The sequence below is a fragment of the Bradyrhizobium sp. HKCCYLRH3059 genome, assembly GCF_051168035.1.
Classification (GTDB): Bacteria; Pseudomonadota; Alphaproteobacteria; order Rhizobiales; family Xanthobacteraceae; genus Bradyrhizobium.
On record NZ_JBNPUF010000005.1, the window covers coordinates 457,937 to 477,306 of the forward strand.

19 protein-coding genes are annotated in these 19,370 nt (G+C 64.9%); 1 reads left to right on the top strand and 18 read right to left on the bottom strand.

The features are described 5' to 3' along the window. Positions 1–120: 120 nt before the first annotated feature. The 18 genes from ACQR13_RS18565 to ACQR13_RS18650 form a co-directional block, all read right to left on the bottom strand. Positions 121–618: a 2Fe-2S iron-sulfur cluster binding domain-containing protein gene (locus ACQR13_RS18565; RefSeq protein WP_315716258.1), complete on the bottom strand. Its 498-nt coding sequence runs from the start codon at positions 616–618 to the stop codon at positions 121–123. Between the two features lie 21 nt (positions 619–639). After that, positions 640–1,170 (bottom strand): luciferase family protein, encoded by a 531-nt coding sequence (locus tag ACQR13_RS18570; protein ID WP_315826575.1) that lies wholly within the window; start codon positions 1,168–1,170, stop codon positions 640–642. 7 nt (positions 1,171–1,177) lie between these two features. Next, entirely contained in the window at positions 1,178–2,167 is a 990-nt protein-coding gene (locus ACQR13_RS18575) for a 2Fe-2S iron-sulfur cluster-binding protein (RefSeq protein WP_434863074.1), read from the bottom strand. Positions 2,168–2,224: 57 nt separating this feature from the next. After that, positions 2,225–3,250 carry an aromatic/alkene monooxygenase hydroxylase subunit beta gene (locus ACQR13_RS18580; RefSeq protein WP_315826577.1) on the bottom strand — a complete coding sequence of 342 codons (1,026 nt, stop codon included), beginning with the start codon at positions 3,248–3,250 and terminating at the stop codon, positions 2,225–2,227. A 21-nt stretch (positions 3,251–3,271) separates the two neighbouring features. Continuing rightward, complete coding sequence (locus tag ACQR13_RS18585; RefSeq protein WP_315716254.1) at positions 3,272–3,571, bottom strand: MmoB/DmpM family protein; 300 nt, start codon at positions 3,569–3,571, stop codon at positions 3,272–3,274. 9 nt (positions 3,572–3,580) lie between these two features. Beyond that, the gene (locus ACQR13_RS18590) at positions 3,581–3,961 is read right to left on the bottom strand and encodes a Rieske 2Fe-2S domain-containing protein (protein WP_315826578.1); all 381 of its coding nucleotides are present in this window, start codon (positions 3,959–3,961) and stop codon (positions 3,581–3,583) included. Continuing rightward, the gene (locus ACQR13_RS18595; protein WP_315826579.1) at positions 3,954–4,199 is read right to left on the bottom strand and encodes a toluene-4-monooxygenase system B family protein; all 246 of its coding nucleotides are present in this window, start codon (positions 4,197–4,199) and stop codon (positions 3,954–3,956) included. Before ACQR13_RS18595 ends, ACQR13_RS18590 begins: the two co-directional genes overlap by 8 nt. An 89-nt stretch (positions 4,200–4,288) precedes the next feature. Then, positions 4,289–5,773, bottom strand: coding sequence for an aromatic/alkene/methane monooxygenase hydroxylase/oxygenase subunit alpha (locus ACQR13_RS18600; protein ID WP_434843252.1), 1,485 nt, complete (start codon positions 5,771–5,773; stop codon positions 4,289–4,291). A gap of 427 nt (positions 5,774–6,200) precedes the next feature. After that, the gene (locus ACQR13_RS18605; RefSeq protein WP_315826581.1) at positions 6,201–6,524 is read right to left on the bottom strand and encodes a 2Fe-2S iron-sulfur cluster-binding protein; all 324 of its coding nucleotides are present in this window, start codon (positions 6,522–6,524) and stop codon (positions 6,201–6,203) included. Between the two features lie 16 nt (positions 6,525–6,540). Then, positions 6,541–7,302 (bottom strand): SDR family NAD(P)-dependent oxidoreductase, encoded by a 762-nt coding sequence (locus tag ACQR13_RS18610; RefSeq protein ID WP_315826582.1) that lies wholly within the window; start codon positions 7,300–7,302, stop codon positions 6,541–6,543. After that, positions 7,299–7,913: an HD domain-containing protein gene (locus tag ACQR13_RS18615; RefSeq protein WP_315826583.1), complete on the bottom strand. Its 615-nt coding sequence runs from the start codon at positions 7,911–7,913 to the stop codon at positions 7,299–7,301. Before ACQR13_RS18615 ends, ACQR13_RS18610 begins: the two co-directional genes overlap by 4 nt. Further along, positions 7,913–9,358 (bottom strand): aldehyde dehydrogenase family protein, encoded by a 1,446-nt coding sequence (locus tag ACQR13_RS18620; protein WP_434863075.1) that lies wholly within the window; start codon positions 9,356–9,358, stop codon positions 7,913–7,915. The genes ACQR13_RS18615 and ACQR13_RS18620 overlap by 1 nt, the downstream gene beginning before the upstream one ends. 16 nt (positions 9,359–9,374) lie before the next feature. Further along, positions 9,375–9,977: an HD domain-containing protein gene (locus ACQR13_RS18625; protein WP_434863076.1), complete on the bottom strand. Its 603-nt coding sequence runs from the start codon at positions 9,975–9,977 to the stop codon at positions 9,375–9,377. A gap of 54 nt (positions 9,978–10,031) precedes the next feature. Continuing rightward, a complete protein-coding gene (locus ACQR13_RS18630; protein WP_434863077.1) occupies positions 10,032–11,840 on the bottom strand; it encodes a PEP-utilizing enzyme in 1,809 nt (602 codons plus the stop codon). Between the two features lie 43 nt (positions 11,841–11,883). Further along, complete coding sequence (locus ACQR13_RS18635; protein WP_434845113.1) at positions 11,884–12,963, bottom strand: PEP/pyruvate-binding domain-containing protein; 1,080 nt, start codon at positions 12,961–12,963, stop codon at positions 11,884–11,886. 82 nt (positions 12,964–13,045) lie between these two features. Beyond that, entirely contained in the window at positions 13,046–14,302 is a 1,257-nt protein-coding gene (locus ACQR13_RS18640; RefSeq protein WP_316226887.1) for a cytochrome P450, read from the bottom strand. A gap of 197 nt (positions 14,303–14,499) precedes the next feature. Further along, entirely contained in the window at positions 14,500–15,999 is a 1,500-nt protein-coding gene (locus ACQR13_RS18645) for an AfsR/SARP family transcriptional regulator (protein WP_434863078.1), read from the bottom strand. 300 nt (positions 16,000–16,299) lie between these two features. After that, positions 16,300–18,003: a hypothetical protein gene (locus ACQR13_RS18650; RefSeq protein ID WP_434863079.1), complete on the bottom strand. Its 1,704-nt coding sequence runs from the start codon at positions 18,001–18,003 to the stop codon at positions 16,300–16,302. Between the two features lie 119 nt (positions 18,004–18,122). Here ACQR13_RS18650 and ACQR13_RS18655 point away from each other — a divergent pair, with 119 nt between their 5' ends. Next, positions 18,123–19,358, top strand: a complete 1,236-nt coding sequence (locus ACQR13_RS18655; RefSeq protein ID WP_434863080.1) for a phosphatase PAP2 family protein — start codon at positions 18,123–18,125, stop codon at positions 19,356–19,358. Positions 19,359–19,370: the final 12 nt, after the last annotated feature.

Genomic DNA, 19,370 nt, shown 5'->3' on the forward strand with positions numbered 1-19,370 from the left:
GTTCAGAGCTGCGCTGGCGGCCGACCCAGCCCGGACCCAACAAACGAATGCGCCAGTGATAGAACCAGCTTCACCTTCTGCGGCTTTGATGGTCACCAACTCATACTATGCAAAAGAACGCTATTTTGGTTTTGATCCAATCAGCCCCATCTGAGCGGATGTCGCCGGCTCATCTGTTCGAGTCCCTGTTGCTGAACGGGTGCACGCGTCGACTCGCGCCTTAGCGCGTCCGCGGCGAAACCGGAGACGTGCGCCGGGCGGATAGGCTCGCGCCAACTGATTGTGCTCGATCCGGTGTTGCATCATGTCCCGTCGGGTCTGGCGCTCGTCGAGCATCAGGACCAGATCCGAGCAGGGCTTGGTCGAACACAGCAGCAGAAAGCCGGCTTCAGCGTCCTGAGGGTAGACCGTCAGCGCATCGGAGCGGTCCACGTTGCCCGATACCAAGCGCGCGGCGCATGCGAGGCACCAGCCCTGCTCGCAGATGTAGGGCGTCTCGATGCCGGCGTCGATCATGCTGTACAGCAGATATTCGTCGGATATGGCGTCGAATGTGAACGTCCCCTCCGGACGTTCCAGCCGTATGCGAAACCGCCTGGTGCCGCCTTCATTGGTCATGGCCGAGAGCTCCCTCATCGCTCACCACCGGCTGTCGGGCAATGCGACGTCGCCGATGCGGCCGCTCGCGTAGCAGTGCGCGGCCGCGATGATCCGCGCCGCAACCGCCAGCTCGCTTTGATCGCGCGGCGCGTAGACCACGAGGCTCTGCGGCGGCACGGCGCCCGCCATGTAGCGTGCGAACGGATGCACCGTGCCCCAGCCCTTGGCCGCCACCTTCTGCGCCCATTCCGGCCGCAAGGTCAGGTGCAGCGACCCGTCGGGGCGAACGATGAGCCACACCGGCGCGAACACGAAGGCCTCCGGCTGGCCCATGGCATGGATGTCATCGAGCGCGAAGGCGCGGCCTGCGGCGTTCATCGGCGCCGGTACCTCTTCGACGCCAGCCAGCGCGCAGGCGCAGGACACGAGCTGTGCGGCGTATCCGGCGGGCGAGGTGTCGCCGAGCTGGTGGCAGGGCCATGTTGGTGCGAGCCGCGGCGCGCTGCCGGGACGTGTGGCGAGACGGCGCAGTCCAGGCGCCATCGCCCAGATGGGTGCAGCACCGCGCACGCCTGCTCTAGCCGAAGCTGTCATAATGAACCTGCGTGATCGGAACATCGGCGGCGCGCAGCAGCGACCTGACCGCGTTCACCATGACCGGCGGGCCGGCGACGTAGAACTCGGCCGCCGCGGGATCCAGGACTGCGCCCTGGATGACATCGGTGACCAAGCCGGCCGCATGCGGCCAGCCGGACGGCGCGTGCTCGACCACGGGCAGGTAGCGCGCCCGGGGAGTTTGCGTGATCGCCGCCGCCAGCATGTCATCAGCGGCGAGATCCGCCGGCGTGCGGGCGCCGTAGATGACGTCCGCGGGCGATCCGAAATCGAGGTGCGCAGCCGCGGCCTCGCGCAGCATCGCCAGGATCGGCGCGATGCCGGTGCCCCCCGCCACGAACACCTTGCGGCCCGGCTGTCGACGCAGCGTGCAGACGCCGAACGGCGCCTCGATGGTGATGCGCGTCCCCGGAGCCAACGCCGCGAGCGCGTTGCTGCCTGTGCCGCCATCGTAGCGCTTCGCAATGAACTGCAGGATGGTGCTGCCCGGCAGGTTGCACATCGAGTAGCAGCGCCGCAGCCCGTTGCCGAGATGCAGGATCGCATACTGCCCCGGCCGGAAGTCGATCGGCTCGGCCGTCTCGAAGCTGAATTGGCGGATCTCCGGCGCGAGATCGTCGATGCCGCGCAGGGTCGCCTGTTGCTCGACGCATCGCGGCGTCGGCGCGGACCAGTCGCCGGGACCGCGGGCGATCGTGACGTCCGAGATCGCGCGGGACTGACAGGCCAGGATGCGGTTGCGTCGTGCGTCGCGCGGATTGACCGCCGGCGCGCCGGGAAAGATCAGATCGACCTGCCCATCGATGAGCGTCACCTTGCAGGCACCGCAACTGCCCCAGCCGCATTCGTAAGGCAGCGCGACGCCCCCGCGTCGCGCTGCCTGAAGGATGGTGTCATGGCCGGCCGCGTCGATCGCGACACCGTCGGGCTCGATGCGGAGTTGCCGGGTCATCCACGCCATCCTTTCGGCTTGGGCGGTCGGCGCAGCACGCCGACCGCGTCTGCCAGACTACAAGCCGCAATCCGCGATCAGCCTCGCCTGGGCCGTCATGGTCCGCTCCAGGATCGCCCGTGCATCGTCGGCACCGGGCGCGGCCGAAAGTGCCTCGCTGAGGCCGCGCGCGGCGCGCTCGCCGAGCGGCATCCACTTCGCGACCCACTCCCGCAGCAGAACCGCATGCTCCGGGACCTTGCCGGTGGCGTAGCGCACCAGGGCCTTGGTGGTCTCGACGGCATAGGCTTCGTCGTAGTTGCGGAAGTCGTCGTGCAGCAGCGCCAGCAGGTCATCGTCGTTCGTGCGCGCCAGATCGGCGATCTCGCGGTTGAAGGCGTGATCGAAGATCGGCCGCAGCACCAGATTGCGGGAGACGAACGCTTCGCCCCAATCGTAGGCGATCAGCTGCTTCTCGATCAGCTCGCGCAGGCCCTGCCATTGCGGCGCCTGCGTCCAGACGGTACGGGCAATGTTGCTGTCGGCGAGCTCCGGGCGGCCGGTGTCGAGCGCGAGCGCCTTGGCCAGATAGGCCTGGCGCTGCACCCGCCGCATCTCGTTGCCCATCTGGAAGTAGAAGGTGTTGGTCACGAACGCCGACGGCGCCATCTGCGCGACATAGGCCGCGCTCATCTGCATCGCGTGTCCCGGGAAACGCACCGGCAGATAGGCCTGGCCGAGGAAGTCGAGCCACGGCGCAGACAGCTTGCGATAGCTGTCCTGGCGCTCGAACTCGTCGATCAGGTTGTCGCAATAGACCTCGCGATCCTTCTGGTCAGTGACATAGCGGCGATAGGTGTAGGTGAGGGGATCGCGATAGCCCTCCCAATCGTCCAGCGTGAGCCTCGAGCCTTCGCGATTCCTGAGATAGAACTGGTTGATCGACCAGTTCTCGGACAGCTCGAACGGTGCCGGCGCGCGGCGGAAGTGGCTGTGGAACTTGTAGGTGACGGCCTCGTATTCCGACGGCAGCCGGCGCTCGGTCCACAGGCTCCAAGTCTTCTTCTGCTTGCGCGCAGCCGACTTCGCGGTCATCGCGGTCATGACGTATCCTCCCGGAATTTGTTATGTGTGGATGGTCCAGACCCATTCGTCGTCCATCGACTCGAGCCGTCCGCCGAACGACACCAGGCTCGGCTCGATCTCGGCAAGCCGGAATGGCCGCCCCAGCGCCGCCTGCATGCTCTTCTGCGTCAGGCGGAAATTCCGGTCGGCCTGGACGCGGACATAGCCGCCGCGGTCCTCGATGACGATCTCGACGTCCGGATTGTCCTGCTCGCTCGCCGCGATCACGGCGTCGATGATGTCCTCGTCGACGCCCCTGATGACGGGGCCGACCAGTTTCGGTGCTGCTGTCGTGGTCATGGGCTTGTCCTATGCGTCCTGCTCGGTCTTGTGGCGGAGGCGGCGCAGCCGTCCGTCGTTGGGCACGCCGACCAGAATCGCTTCGCCGTCCTTCTTCACCGCGTAGCGGAAGAGGCGGCAGTCGCGCGGGTTGAGGCCGCGGCCGTCATCCATGCTGAACTCCCACTCATGGGCCGAGCAGGTGATGGTGCCGGCTTCGAAATCGACCTTGCCGTCCGCCAGCAGGATCTCCTGGTGCGGGCACATGCCCTGGAAGCAACGCAACTCGCCGCCAGGAAGGTGCATCACGATCACTTCCTCGCCGTCGACCTCGACGCCGATGAAATCACCTTCCCAAAGGTCGTCCAAGGTCGCGACCTGCCTCCACGTCACGTCGGCGTCGTCAGACATAGGCCACCTCGATCCAATCCATCGGCTGGATTCCGGACTGCGCCACCGTCATCGCGGACGGCAGCTCGCGACCGTTGTGGTAGACGCATTTCGACGCGTTCTTCTCGGCGACGCGCAGTCCGACCGCGTGCTGGGCGACCTTGTCGGCCACGATGCTCATGCTATCGCCGTCGTCGACGGGGATCAGCAGGACGACGAAGTCGCCGCGGAAGTTGGCTTGGAGCGGGAACAGGGCCACGCTTACCTCCCAGATTTGTTGTTATATCTGTGGTCGTGTCGGGTGGTGCGTCGCTCGTAAGCGGCGCCTGTCAATTCATGCTGGGCGGATCATTCGGCCGCGAGGCGAGACGCGCCATTCCAGGCGTAGCTCTGCGCGTCATTGCCGGCGACATCGGGCGTGATGCCCATATATTGCAGCGCGCCTTCCAGGGTCGGCGGCTGGATGTGTCCGGCCAGGAAACGGTCCACGATCGAGAGATGGGTGTCGTAGCGCTCGGGCTGGCTCTTCCACACCCATTCGCAGACTTCGCAGCAGAAGTTCAGCTTGCGACCGTTGTGCGTGGTGATCCGCGGCGCCTGGCCGATGCTCGGGCTGCAGATCGGAATGTGGCAGCAGTTGCAGACGACCGGCAGCGTCGCCGGATAGGTCTTTTCGATCTGGCCCGTGCGGACATTGTCGCCGATCACGTCCCACAGCTTGCCGAACCGGTCGTTCCAGCCGGGATATTTCTGCTCGAGCCAGTCGCGCTCGGCCGCGGACACGCCCGCATCGGGATTCCACCACACGGTCGGCCGCCAGAACCAGACGCCCATGTGATAGGCGTGATGGACCCAGTCGAGCTCGGGCAGGAAGTGCTTTTCCCAGTACCATGGCACGTTCATGCCGAGGTCCTTGAACTGGTCCATGAACTGCCGGCAGATCCAGTCCTGCATGAACTCCTTGAACGACATCGTCCGGCTTTCCAGCGGCGTGTAGTAGTCCATGGAGATGCCGGTCAGCAGCGCGAACAGCTTCCACGACCGCCAGAACATCTGGTCGACCATCTTCTGCGCCTCGGCCTTCTTGCCGTTGTTGATCATGATCTTCAAGGTCGGCTCGCCCTGCTGCGAATGCCGCGCCTCGTCGGTCTGGATCGAGGAAATCAGCGCACCGAACTCGATGTCGCCGACATGCAGCGCATCCGAGGCCATGCCGAGGAACTGCAGGTTGGTGAAGCCGGTCTCGAAGGTGAAGGTCAGCTGGATCGCCGTCGACACCGCATCATTGGCGGTGAACATGTCGTCGAACAGGCTGCGCGCCGCGATCACGCCCCACTCGTTGGTGTGCATCGCCTTGTGGGCCCAGTCGAATTGCGGGTCCTTTCCGAGCAGGCAATAGGGGAAGTAGATCTGCGCCTGGCCGTGGCGGCATTCGTCGAGGGTGCCGAAGGTGGCCATGTTGCGCCAGGCAGCAGCGCGGCCGAACCGGGCCATGCGCGCCTCGCCGATCGAGGCGAAATATTCCGGAACCGGAATGGCGCCGTAATGCGCCTTGATCGCCGACTTCCAGCCGGCATCGAGATTGTCATACAAATTGGAGCGCGCAATCGTCGAGCGGATCGAGTAGATGCCGTCGTCCTTGCCGGCCTGGTTATGGACGTACTCGCGATAGGTCAGCTTGTACGGCTCGTCCCAGCCCCACCACTGCTCGCCATGGATGCCGAAGCTCTTGGACAGCTCCTCGGGAAAGACCTCCTCCTCGCTGACATAGGAGAAGGCCCAGTTCATGTCGCGGGCCGTGTCGTAATAGTCCCGCCGCTGCAGCTTCGGCATGCGTTGCTCCTCCCGAGCTCTGTGATCGCGTTCGTTGCTCTTCGTTGCGGTCCGCTGCCGCCCTTGAACGGGCGAACGTTGTGCGGCGCGTGGCGATGGCGTACGAGTCAGGCGGTTAGACCTGATAGATCGTCGCGCGATGTTGTAGGATCCAGTGTAGGCCGCATTCTTTGGTTTTTCTTTAGGCCGCGGGTGCGCATGAACATCGGGCGTATTCGGGCGCGATTGTGAGCGTAGTCGACCGCATTCCTGCTGCTGCGCAAGCGACGAGATGATGCGATGCGAAGGGAAAGCGGCGGCGAGGATCGGCGCGGCCGTATCGACCAAGCGGGTCGATCTGTTCAAGCGAGCAGCTCGATGCCCGTCATCGTCCCACCGCCGATGATGCGTGCGGCGTGATCAAAGACCGGTGCAACCCTCCGGCCGTTCAGCGGCTGAGGCCGACGACCTGCAGCACCAGACCGTCGAGCGCGTCGGTGATCGAGATCTGGCACGCGAGGCGGCTCTCCGGGCGCACGTCGGCGGCCTCGAATTCGAGCAGGTCGACCTCGATGTCGCCGGCGGGGCCGACGCGCTCCAGCCATGCCTTGTCGACGTGGCAATGGCACGTGGCGCAGATGCAGGACCCGCCGCATTCGCCGATGATGCCATCGACACCATTGCGCTTCGCCGCCTGCATGGCGCTCTCGCCGGGCTCGGCCTCGACAAGGCGCACGGTGCCGTCCGTCTCGATGAAGGTGATTCTGGGCATGGGTCGTTGCGTGTCCCTAGATGAACTGCCGGCCGCCGTCGATGATCAGGGTCTGACCGGTGATGAAGGCCGCGGCCGCCGACGCGAAGAACAGCGCGCCGCCGACCATGTCGTCGACGTCGGCCGCGCGCTTCAGGGCTCCGCGGGACACGCCATATTCGGCGGCGTTCTCCATCAGGCCGAGGCTGGCCTCGGTGAGCGTGAAGCCGGGCGCGATGACGTTGACCGTGATCTTGTCGTCGCCGAGCTCGCGCGCCAGCGCACGCGTCATCGCAATGACGGCGCCTTTCGACGAGACGTAGTGCAGCCACATCGGCGAGCCGCTCATGACGGTGGCCGACGAGACGTTGACGATCGCGCCACCGCCGGCGCGTCGCAGCAGTGGCGCGGCCGCCTTGCTCATCATCCACACGCCCTTGATGTTGACGCGCATCACCCGGTCCCACTCGGCCTCCGGGATTGCCTCGAAGCCGCGGCGTTCGAGCCCGGCATAGATCGCGGCATTGTTGACCAGCACGTCGAGGCCGCTCATGCGCGCCAGCGCGAATTGCGCCAGCGCCGCGGTGGACGTCTCGTTCGCGACGTCGACCTCCGCCGCGTGCGCCTTGCCGCCGCGGTCGCGGATCAGCCGCGCGGTGTCGTCGGCGCCGCCGAGACGGATGTCGGCGGCGACGACCTCGGCACCGGCCGCAGCAAAGGCGAGCGCGAATCCGCGGCCCAGCCCGCCGGCCGCGCCGGTGACGATGACGCGCTTGCCTTGCAGTTGGATCGGACTCATGTGGCAACCTCGATGTGCAGCAGATCCGCCATGAACGCAGACGCCGTGCCCTCGGCGATCAGCGCCCGGGCCATGGTGGTGCCGGCCTCGGTCAGCATCGACGGCAGCACGAAGCTTTCCAGCATCGCGAGCGTCTCCTTCGGCGGCGTATCGAACCAGCCGCCGATCGTCGCGACCCCATGGCCGGTGAAGCGCCATAGCTTGTCGGCGTCCTTCATCAGCGCATCCTCATGCGAGATCGCCGTCTTTCGGGTGTCGTGGCCGTCGATGATCGCCAGGATGGTCTCGACTCTTAGCCCGGGGATCGCCAGCCGTGCGAACGCCTCGGCTGCGATCTTCACGCCTTCGATCTCGTGGGCACGTTGCAGCTCGGGATATCTGGGATTGGGGCCGACGGCGGCGGCGAGCTGCTCGGGCGGGAACTTCTTCCAGCCGACGTCGTGCATGAGGATCGCCGGCAGCACCACGGCGGCGTCCGCGTCGGGATGGATCCGCAGCAGCGCCTGGCCGAGACGATAGGAGATCAGCGTATGCTCGTCGTTGGAGCGGACGTCCAGCCACGGCCGCGCCGCGAGCCAGATCGGCAGATCCTGTTCGCGCAGAAAATGCATCAGCGCAGCTCCGCGTCGTAGCTCAGATAGATGGTCTTGTATTCGAGATAGTCCTCGATGCCGTAGCGGCCCTTCTCGCGGCCGATTCCGCTCTGCTTCATGCCGCCGAACGGCGCGCGCTGGTTCGAGCGCTGGATGTCGTTGACCCACACGGAGCCCGCTTCGAGGCGCTCGGCCAGGGTCAGTCCTGTCGCCAGGTTGCGCGAGAACACGAAGGCGGCCAGTCCATAGACCGTCGCATTCGCGAGCCGCAGCGCCTCGGTGCGATCGTCGAACGGGGCGACACCAAGCACGGGGCCGAACGTTTCCTCGGTCATGACGAGCGCGGAGGGGGGCGCATCGGCGATCACGGTCGGCGGCAGGAACCAGCCCTTGTCGTAGAGCCCGCCCGTCAACCGGACGCCGCCGGTCAGCACGGTTGCGCCATTGGCACGGGCATCGGCGATCTGCCGCTCGCTGTTGCGGTAGATCTTCTCGTTGATGAGCGGTCCCAGCGCGCAATTCGAGGTCAGGCCGTTGCCGACGTCGAGCTGCGCGACCTTGTCGGCGAGCGCAGCGAGAAAGGCCGCGTAGATGGGGCGCTCGACATAGACGCGATTGACGCGGTAGCAGAACTGGCCGGAATTGGCGAAGGCGTGACGGGCGATCGCAGCCGCGGCGGCGCCGATATCGGCGTCGGCGCAGACGATGGCCGGGCACTGGCCGCCGAGCTCGAGGGTGATCCGCTTCATCGTTCCCGCGGCTGCGGCGGCAATCGCCTTTCCGGCCCGGGTGCCGCCGGTAAACGCAATCTTGCGTGGTGTCGGATGCGCGATCATCTGCATGCCGAGGTCGGGGCCGCGGCCGGTGACGACATTGAAGCAGCCCTGGGCAAAGCCGGCGGCATGGAAGATCTCGGCGAGCCGCAGTGTCGACAGCGGCGTGTCCTCGGCGGGCTTGGCGACGACGGTGCAACCGGCCATCAGCGCGGCGCCGAGCTTGAAGCAGAGCAGCGTCACCGGATAGTTGAAGGGCGTGATCGCGACGACGACGCCGACCGGCTCGCGGGTGATGACGATCTTTTCGCCGGCCACACCCGTCAGCGGCATCTCGGCGTGCAGGCGCAGGCCTTCCTCGGCATAGACGTCGAGCAGTTCGGCCGAGCGCTGAATTTCGCTGACGGATCCCGCCAGCGGACGGCCGAGCTCCCTGGTCAGCAGGCGACCGAGCTCACCGGCACTCTCGCGCATCAGCCGCGCCGCGTTCCTCTGCAGGCGGGCGCGCTCTGCCACGGGCGTCGTTTTCCACGATTGGAATGCGATGTCGGCTGCGTTGATGGCGGCATCGACATCCGCGCGCCCAGCCTCCGGGACGCTGTCGACCGTCTCGCCCGTTGCCGGATCGACAACGTCGAAGGTCGCTCCGCTTTGGGCTGCAACCCAGCGGCCATCGATGAACATGTCCATGTCCGCGACCTCTCGTTCAGATCAGGTCGAGCATCAGCGCGGCTCGGGTCTCGCCCAGCGCCTCCTCAGCCATGAGTCGTCCGGCTTCAGTCTCGAGCACGGCGAGCTGCGCCGTCAGGCGCGACGCATAGTGGCGCGGCGTCATCTTGAACCAGTCGCAGGCCACCGCAACGCCGGTGGTCGTGTAGCGCCACAGCTTGTCGGCGTCGCGCACGATCCGGTCGTTCAGCGAGCGCGGGTAGGGGCGAGTGTCGTGGCCGTCGATGATCTCGCCGACCGCGACGATGATGTCCTCCGGCCAATCGGCCTGTTCGAGGACTTCGCGTGACATGCGGACGCCTTCGCTTTCGTGGAGAAAGCGCACATCGGACTGCATCATGTTGGGACCGAATCCCTTCTCGATGATGTCCTTCATGTCGATCGTGTACCAGCCGATGTCGTGCAGGATGATTGCGAGCGAAACGATGTCCTCGTCTGCGTCCGGATATTGAGCGAGCAGCTTGCGCGCATAGGCATAGGACAGGGGAATGTGGACGTCGTTCTTGCGCGCGCGCATGTACGGCTCGCTGATGCGCCAGACTTCGTCATAGCGGTTGCCGACATCGGACCTATCGAGCATTGCAATGTTCCATATGCGGAGAGAGGCCGGCGCCGCCGGCCTCTCTCGATTGGGTCAGGACAGGATGGTCACTTCGCCGGTCGAGCCGTTGACGCGCAGCATCTGTCCGTTCTTGATCGAGGAGCTGGCGCGTCCCGTGCCGGTGACGGCGGGCAGCCCGTATTCGCGGCACACGATCGCGGCGTGGGACATCATGCCGCCGATGTCCGTGACGATCGCGTTGATCTTGCCGAAGATCGGTGCCCAGCTCGGCGCTGTGACCGGCGCAACCAGAATCTCGCCCTGCTGGATCTGGCCGAGCTCATCGGCGGAGCGCACCACGCGAGCGCGGCCCTCGACGATGCCGGGGGAAGCGGCCATGCCGGACAGCTTGGTGGTGTTGGCGGCGCCATCGAGCCAGCGGCCGATGCTCTCCGTGGTGATGCCCCACAGCATGATCGTGAACGGCTCGGTGATGACATCGGGCGGATTGTTGAGCGCGGGCTGCGGCGGCGTCGTCGCGAGCGCAGCCAGGATCTTTTTCCGCCGCTCGATCTCGGGCGGCCAATAGGTCGGACCGATCGCCGGTGCGCCAACGGCCCAGCCGTTGCCGTAGTCGAACAGCGCGTCGCGGACTTCCTGACGGTTCAGATAGAACAGGTCGTCGGCGTCCTTCCAGAAGCCGGCATCGCGGAAGATGGCGCCGAGCTCACGCATCTTGCGCCAGAATACGCTCATCGACCAATGCTCGATGTAGAAATTGTGGTTCTCGACATAGGGGAACACGGTCCGGGCGAGCCCGAGCTTGCCCTCGAAGGCTGCGCGGGCGTCGGCATCGAGCATCTCGGCATATTCGGACGTGATGCGGTCGCGCTCTTTGGCAATGGCCTCCGTCGGCCGTTCGATCTCCTCTCCCCGCTGCACGCGGACGACGTAGTCCCTGACATAGCCGAGCGGGATGTCGAGATGCTCGATCCAGTACTTGTCGGTCGAGTAGAAGCCGTTGCCGGAGGTGAAGTTGAACCAGGGATCCTGCGCCTCGTTCCAGGCCGTCAGCCATTCGGCGCCGTTCGGCGCACGGCCGACCGCAGCCAGCGCCTCGTCGACCGATCCGCTCTTCAGGGCATCGGCGACACCGAGCTTCACGGCGAGCTTGGCGAGCTTCTTCAACTCGTCGTCCGGACGGAACAGGTCGACTTCCACGCCCTGCACCATCTTGGCGATCGCCTGATCGGGAATGGTGGGGAATTGCCCCTTCATGAAGCTGAAGAAGTCGAGATAGGCCGCGTAGCCGAGATTCAGGAACTCGAAATGGTACTGCCAGGTCTTGTAGAGCAGCTGGATCGCCCGGTCGTAGGTCTCCATCAGCGCGTAGGTGTTGTCGAGGCCGACACCGGCCGTGATCCACTCCAGCGGCACGGCTTCGGGCAGCGGCTCGAAATTGAGCGCCTCGAGATCGGCGATGTTGGCGCGGACCTTCTTGTCCCAGTTCGCCAGCAGGCGGTCCCAGTTCTGGAAGTAGTAGCCGGCGCGCTCCATGAAATGCGGTACGCGACCAGCGATCAGCTCGGGCGCCACCGCCACCGGGCTCATGTAGCAATAGCCATTGTGGATGCGGTACTCGACGCCGTTCGCCGGCGGGATCAGATAGTGCCGCGTGTTGTACTGGCCGAGACACTTGACCGCGAACTCCACGGTGACGGCGTCGAACGGCTTGAACGGGCTCGGCCAGTGCTGCGAGTCGCAGAACCAGAACTTGCCGTCCTCCTTGTCGCGCAGGCTGTTCTGGAACTGGAGATAATAGGGATAGAGCTTCTCCCAGCCCTCGGCGCCGACCGGCGTCTTCAGGTCATAGGGACTTGGGAATTTCGCATGCGCCGTCATTGTCGTTTCCCCTCGGTTTCTCTGTTGCTTGTTGTCGTGATGCTCACCGCTTGGCCTGGACCGGGGCCAGCAGCGTTCCAAGTACACCCGCAATCCCGGTCTCGTAGATCGCGGTCGACTGCTTCTTCTTCTGGCTCCAGACGGTCTCCGGCCGGCTCTGCAGCGCCACGAGGTTCTCGTCTTCAGGGAGATCGGCGTCGATCGCCCATTCGACGTCCTGCGGACAGCCCATGCTGCGCTCGAGCGACTTGGCGAGCCTGGCGACGGCGAGCACCTGGGCATTGGTCAGGGAGGGCAGGGTGCGGCGCTCCGGCGCGATTACGCGCTCGACGGTCCGGCGCTCGGCGCGATCGGCGACGAGTTCGAAATCCTTCTCGGCGATGCGGTGCTTGATGACATGCAGAAGCACCTTCTCGACGACGAAATTGTCGGGCGTGATTTCGCCGGAGACCACCGGCTCACCGAGCCCGAAGGCGGAATCGATCACGATCTTGGTGCGGTCGCCGTTGATCGGATCCAGCGTCATCGCCACGCCCGCGGCGGCGGCGTTGACCATCTTCTGGACGCCGACCGACATCAGCACGTCGATCTGGCCGAGCCCGTTCTCGGCACGGTAGGAGATCGCGCGCGCGTTGAAGAGGCTGGCCCAGCACGCCTTGACCTTCTCGACCACGGCGTCCTCGCCGACCACCCAGAGATAGGTATCCTGCTGGCCGGCGAAGCTGGCGTCGGGCAGATCCTCGGCGGTTGCCGACGAGCGCACCGCCACCGGCAACTGACCGTCGGGCGACATCCGGCGATACGCCTCGCGGATCGCCTGCTCGACCGCGCCCGGCATCGGCTGCGCCATGATTGCGTCGCGGATCTCGTGCGACAACTTCTCTTCGTCATCGACATCGTCAAGCACGATCCGCGACAGGCGCTCGCTGATCGTCGCCTCGAGTCCGTTGCTTCGAAGATGAAGGGCGTAGGCGTCGGTCGCGACCGCAAATCCCGCAGGAACGCGCACGCCCTGTGCGATCATGCGCGCCAGGCTCGCGCATTTGCCGCCGATGCGCGGGAAGTCGTCCTCGCGTGCGTCTTCGAACGGCACGATGAAGGATGCGGCTGCGTTGGCGCCCATGCGTCTGTTCCCCACCTTATGGCCCGGATCGGCTCCGGACTTGTTGTTGCTTGTGAAACGCGGTCCAATGACGATCGTCGTGTCAGGCCACGTCCCATTCGATCCGAAGCGCCGTCGGCACGCGGAACGAGATGTTGTGAACGAAGTCGATGGTCTGGTCGGCAGCGAGCCGGAGGCCAGGAAGCCTGCGGGTCAGCTCGCCGAGCGCGATCGCGAACTCGATGCGGGCCAGCTGCTGGCCGACGCAGGTGTGAATGCCGTAGCCGAAGGCCAGATGGCTTCTCGCGTCGGTGCGCCGGACGTCGAAACGGGTCGGCGCGGAGAACACCGCCTCGTCGCGATTGGCGGAGCCGATGAGCAGCAGGATATTGGAATCCTTCGGCACCGGCACGCCGCCGATCTGGGTGTCCTTCAGGGCGCGCCGGCGCCAGGCCACGATCGACGGGCTGAAGCGCAAGCACTCCTCGACCGCATTCGGAATGAGCTGCGGCTCGGCGATGATGGCTTCCCAGTTGTCGCGCCGCTGCAGCAGCTCGCGCATGCCGTTGGCCATCAAGGTCGTCGTGGTCTCGTGGCCGGCGAACAGTGCGCTGTAGAGCACGCCGGCGATCTCCTCGTCGCTGATCTCGGCGCCGTCCTTCTGCAGTCGGACCAGATCGCCGGGCAGATCGTCGGTCGGATCATCGTGGCGCTGACGCACCAGCGCGCGGCAGTAGGTCCAGTATTCGACCATGTTGCGCGCATGCACGATCTGCTCGTCGTCGCTGAGGTCGCCCCAGGTCAGCAGCGCGCGGCTCACCGCCCAGGACTTCACGCGCGGCACGTCCATATTGGGAATGCCGACCAGCTTGAACAGCACCAGCGCCGGCACATCATAGGCGAACTCGCGGAAGAAGTCGGCATGTCCGCGATCGGCGAAGGCATCGATCGCCTGGTTGACGATCGCCTTGATCTCCGGCTCGATCGCCCTGAACCGACGCGGCCCGAAGCAGCCCTGGACCAGCTTGCGGATGCGGGTGTGATCGGGCGGTACCCGCGCCGACAGGCCGGAATAGGCGGTGAAGCCGCCCTCGCGCATGATGCGCTTGCCTTCCTCGCACATCGGGCGAAGCGGGGCCTGGGCGTTCTCCGAGGAGAATGTGCGCCAGTCGTCGAACACGGCCTTGATGTCGGCGTGGCGCGCGACGACGTAGTATTTCAGCTCGTCGGAGAAGAAGACCGGCGCCTCGGCGCGGGCCCATTCATAGAACGGGAACGGATCGCGCATCTCGAAGGGATCGAAGTCTTTGGCGGCGTCGCTATAGGGGCACCGCGCCAGCTGAGCTGCCGAACCTGGCATGTCGTCCTCCCATTCGCCGCCTTTGCCGGCGACGTTGTCATGGGCTCACTCTAAGCGGCGGCCTTTGGGTTTTCTTTAGCCCCTAACTCTATGGCAAATTGAGATAAATCGTCAATTCTGCTGGCGGCGGCAACCCCCATGGCGCATGGCTTGGCCGGCAAAGGTCGCGTGACCGAGCCGGTCGCGAACGAGCGGCCTCACGCCGTGAGCTTGCGGTGCAGCTCCTGAAGCGAGGCGCTCTTCGGCCGGTTGTCGAAATGCTTGAGCGAGTCGAGGTACAGCTTGAACTGGCGGTCGATCGCCTCGCGTCGGCCTTGCGCCTTGAACACCTGCATTGCCTCGGCATGCGCCATCTCGCACAAGGGGTCGATCGCCAGCGCCTTCTGGCAATGCGCGAGCGCGGCCGAGTGGTCGTTGCGTTCGAGATAGATCCGTGCCGCGTCGCGTTGCACCTTGAAGAACATGTCGCGCAGCCAATAGCGCTTGCTCCAGCACCAGTCGCGCTCGCCATCGTCGGCGTACTCGACCGGAATGTCCTCGAACAGGTCTCCGGTGTACAGACGGTCCGCCGCCTGCAGACAGATCAGCGCCTCGTCGCTCGCGCCGGCCTTGATGTGACCCTGGGACTGGCGGCAGAGCTGTTCGAAGGTCGAGATGTCGAGCCAGCTGCGCTCCGGGGGCACCAGCACGTAGCGCGATCCCTCGCGCCGGACATAGTTGCGCGTCTCGTCGCGTCCGTTGGGCTGGCCGAGCGCCAGCCGCAGATAGCGCACGGTGTGATAGAGGCGGTTGCGCGCAGCCTCAATGTCCTCGGCGTTGGGCCAGAGCAGATCCGCAAGCTCGTCGGTGGCTGCGCCATGGCCGCCTTTCTGCAGCAGATAGGCGAACAGGGTCTTAGTCTTGCGGGTCGCTCCGCCGGGCGGGTCCCAGTTCACCTGGCTGCCGTCGTTGCGATAGATCCGCAAGCGTCCGAAGCAGCGGATCTTCCAGCGGTCGCGGCTGTCGAGATGAACTGTACTGGGCTCTTCCGCCGATCGCCGCAACAGCCACATGGGGTCGGCGCCTTCGGCTGCGTGCAGCGCGGCCACCGATGTCCCGATCCGCAACTCCGGCGCGATCGCGCCGAGCCAGAAATCGACCTGCTCGCGCAATGCGCCGCGCGTCTGCAGCCGCGACGGCAGCCAATGCGGATTGTCCACGAGTCCGGCGCTGGTGAGGATCTGCGGATGGCCGCGCAGCGCGACGAGCAACTGCTCGTCGATCAGCACCCGGCGGTTATAGAGAGAGGCGATCGAGACCTCGGACTGCTGGGTGAGCGTTTCCGCAAGTGCGGGCCAACCCTCGAAATTGGCCGTCGCCGAGTTGGTCTCGAGGCCCCAGCTCATGTCGACGACGAGCAGGGCAGGACCTTGTTTGCGGGTTGGTGCCACCCACCTCTCGATTCGGCCTGCGACATCTCGAAACGAGATCGGCACCCGCAGCAGCGCCATCTCGACAAAGCTCTTGCCCTCGACGAATCCGGTCTTGTTGATGCGCTTTGCGAGCTTCTCGACCCGCGCGACCGCGTTGACGTCCGCCGCGATCACGAAGATCCGGCAGGGCTGTGCGACAGTCTGGTAAAGCTTGAAGAAGTCCGCAAAAAGAAGCTTTTGCTGCGTCGCGAATAGCGCGAGGTTGGCACAACTATTCTTGGTCATGGGTACTCACCCGCGGCAACCCCATTGCAGTCAGCCAGACTGGAGGTAGTCTAAGAGCGGCCGCCGGAGGGTTTCAAGGCCCTGTTTCGCAAGCATTCCTGCAAGCTGGCGAGATCCAAAAGCCGTGAAATGCGGCAGCGAAATGAATCGCTTTCAGCGACGATGCATGTTCGGGTTTGCGGGAACGGGATGCGGATTGAGCACGCCAGCGGAGCTGATTGCCTCAACGCGAGGCTCCTCTAGACCGTCAGGCGCTCGTGGATTGCCGCTCCCTGACCTCTCGGATGAAGTGTGACGCCGCTAGAACTGTCGGGCTGGCAACGAGTTGATGATTGATGTTCGATGGAGGCCAGCCGCGGGGTAGGCTTTATCCCTCAGCTTGTCGTATGAGAAGTCCGGCTCCGTTGTCTGCAGCTTGCGAACCATCTCGAAAGAAAGCTCCCGGTGCCCATTATGGGCATAGAGAGCGGACAAATATCGCAAGGGTGGAGCAAAGGTCGGAGCAAGAGCATGGCTGGCTTCTGCAAGATGGACGGCCTTGTCGAGTTCTCCCGCCATGGTCCCCGCAATGCAGCTCAGGGCATCGAGCTGAAAACGGAAAGGCGCCGCACCAGCGATCGTACGGGCAAGCAATGTGTGCTGGAAGCCGTCCTCTGGTTTGCCGAGATAGCTCTTTGCGATTCCCAGGCAGGCCCAGGCGATCGGGTTGGCGTGGTTCAGTTGAATGGCTCGCTCGGCCAGCTCATAGGCGGCAACGTACGAGCGTCGCATCATGGAATGGACATGCGCGCTCAGGCCAGCAACATAGGAGTTGTAGGGTTCGAGCTCCAGCGCCCGGTACATCAGATCGAAAGCCTCCGCCTCAAGCGTCTGGCGGCAGTTGAATTGACGCTCGGCGAGCATGAAGGTGCGCAAATAGGCGCGCCACGCGAGATAGATGCCGCGGGGCTCGGCCGCGAAAGCAGCCGCGAACAGCTTGTCGGCGGACTCGAAGTTGGCTCTGCCAAGTCGAAACAGGCGCAGGATACCAGCATAGCATAGATGGGAGGCAGACCTCGGAGCGCCATCCTTGATATGAGCGAGTTGATCGACGGCGAAGTTGACCACCAGGTTGATGGTTCTCATCACATTGGTGTCGTTCAGGTCGAGCGTACCCTCGCCGTTGATCTGCAATGTCGACGACCATGCCAGCGTGTTGGCAGGGCGCTGCAACAGCGCGAGCCGAACGATCTTGCTCGTGTCAGATCCGAACACATCAGAACGCAGGGAGAGCGTGCCGGCCGAGGAGCCATCGTCACCAATCGAGCCATCGCCAGGCAAAGTGTCCGCCGGCCAGGCCGCCGACGCGCTCATGTCGCGCCGGTCTTGGATCGTGGCTACGCCCAGTTCCTTGATCGTCTTGGCGATGGAATCGACGAGGCTGTCCGTCACGACCGCAGTATCCGACGGGCCTGTCCGGCAGCCGGGGATCAGGACGATTCGGTTTCGCGAGGGCCGCTCATCGGCGGGCTGCAGGTGCGCCGCGAGGTCGGTCGCGAGATTGGCAGCGTGGCGGAGATCAGGCGACGGCGCGACGTGCATCTGGAATCGCGCACGCTCCTCGCGCAGCCAATCCTCGAACTCCTCCTCTGCAATGTCAAAGCCTTCAAGAAGCTCACCTTGGGGAGGCGCCATCTCCTGCTGCGGTGACGCGGTAGCGTAACGGGCGATGTCGGTCTCAAATAGCTTTGGATCGAGCGAAATGACGAAGCTGTCGGCGCACAGCAGGGAGCGGCAGTCGGCCAGCGCCTTGCGGATTTCGGTCAGGCTTTGGCGAAGGCTAGCCGCGCCCTGCTCCTTGCCGCGGCTCCCCCAGAGCCTGTCCTGGATCCAGACCCGCGATCGCTTGTGCTCCCGCGCCAGCGCCAACATCGCAATGAGGGCGCAAGCCTTGCGTCCTCTAGGCGTGCAATCCTCGCCAGAAGCCTTGACCACGCGAAACGGACCAAGAAGCTTGATCAGCAATTTTGGATCTGAGCTCACATTCGTCGCCCACAACCATGATGTAATCAGTCGTGAAAATACGGAAACCAATGATTGAGTAGTGAAGTCTCCAACACCCTTGCTGTCAACGTGAAAAATCCGTGAAACGCCGTCATTTCGAAGGCGGGCGGCTTGACCGCGCGTGCCGTCAAAACGACCATTCAGTGGTAACGGGCGGAGCAAGTCCGCCGGGCCAGGCAGGGAGGCGGCAGATGGCATGGCTAAGCGGTGAGAGCGGAGAAAGCGGCGAAAGTGGTGAGAGCGGCGAAAGCGGCGAAAGCGGTGAGAGCGGCGAGGGCCGCCGTGTCCGCGCCTCATCGCGCGCACGCGCGCTGATTACCAGCCGGGAGGGCGTCGTCGGCTACTGGAACCAGCCGTCACACACGCCTGATCACTATACTGCCGGGCCAGAGGCGCTCGATCGCTGGTCGCGCGACGTGCGACTGCGCATCTTCGCTGGCGAGCTGTTGTCGGGCCTTGTCTATGACGAAGGCGAGACCTCGATCTCGCTTCAGTACCGTGGCCGCAGCGATGAGACGTTCACGCCGATCGTGCACATGATCCGTCCCAATGCCTCGGACTTCGCCGAACAAGCGGCTTGGGTGTTCAACTATGCCGCGCTGCGGATGGAACGCAGCAGCGAGATCCTGGCCGAGCTGCACGATTTCACCAGCTTCTTGGGCCTGGTCGGATACTGGAATCCGAGCCGCAGCCCGCACACCGCCGAGCTGCTGGCGCTGATCCTGCAGGTGACGACCACGATCGAAATGCGGGTCAAGCATGCGCTCACCTGCCGGCGCCCAATCGAATACTCACCGCAGATACAGCCGATGATCCAGACGCCGGGGCATGGGTCGCTGCCGAGCGGCCATGCCACGGAATCCTTTGCTGCGGCCTTCGTGATCAATGCCCTCATGCGCAAGGCGAGGACGGGGCGGGACGATGTCGATGCGACCGATCCAGTGTTCGTGCAGCTGATGCGCCACGCCGAGCGCATTGCCATCAACCGGACGGTCGCCGGCGTGCATTTTCCGGTCGACAGCGTGGCCGGTATGGTGCTGGGCTGGACCTTGGCGGAGCTGTTCATTGCGCGCTGCTCTGGCTGCGGCCAGGTCACGATGCGCAAGTTCGACGGGCGGGGGTTCAACGACGATTTCCGCTACGACGATGTGCTGGCGATGTCCTACAGGCGATCGGCTGCTGCGAACGTCGCCAGCGAGCAGGGTGGCGGCGGCGCGATCATCGAGGCCGGCACGCCATCGACCGTTCCAGCCTCGCCGATCTTGCAGCATCTCTGGACGCAGGCGCTCGCCGAGTGCCGCCTGATCGTCGGCTGACACGAAAGGACA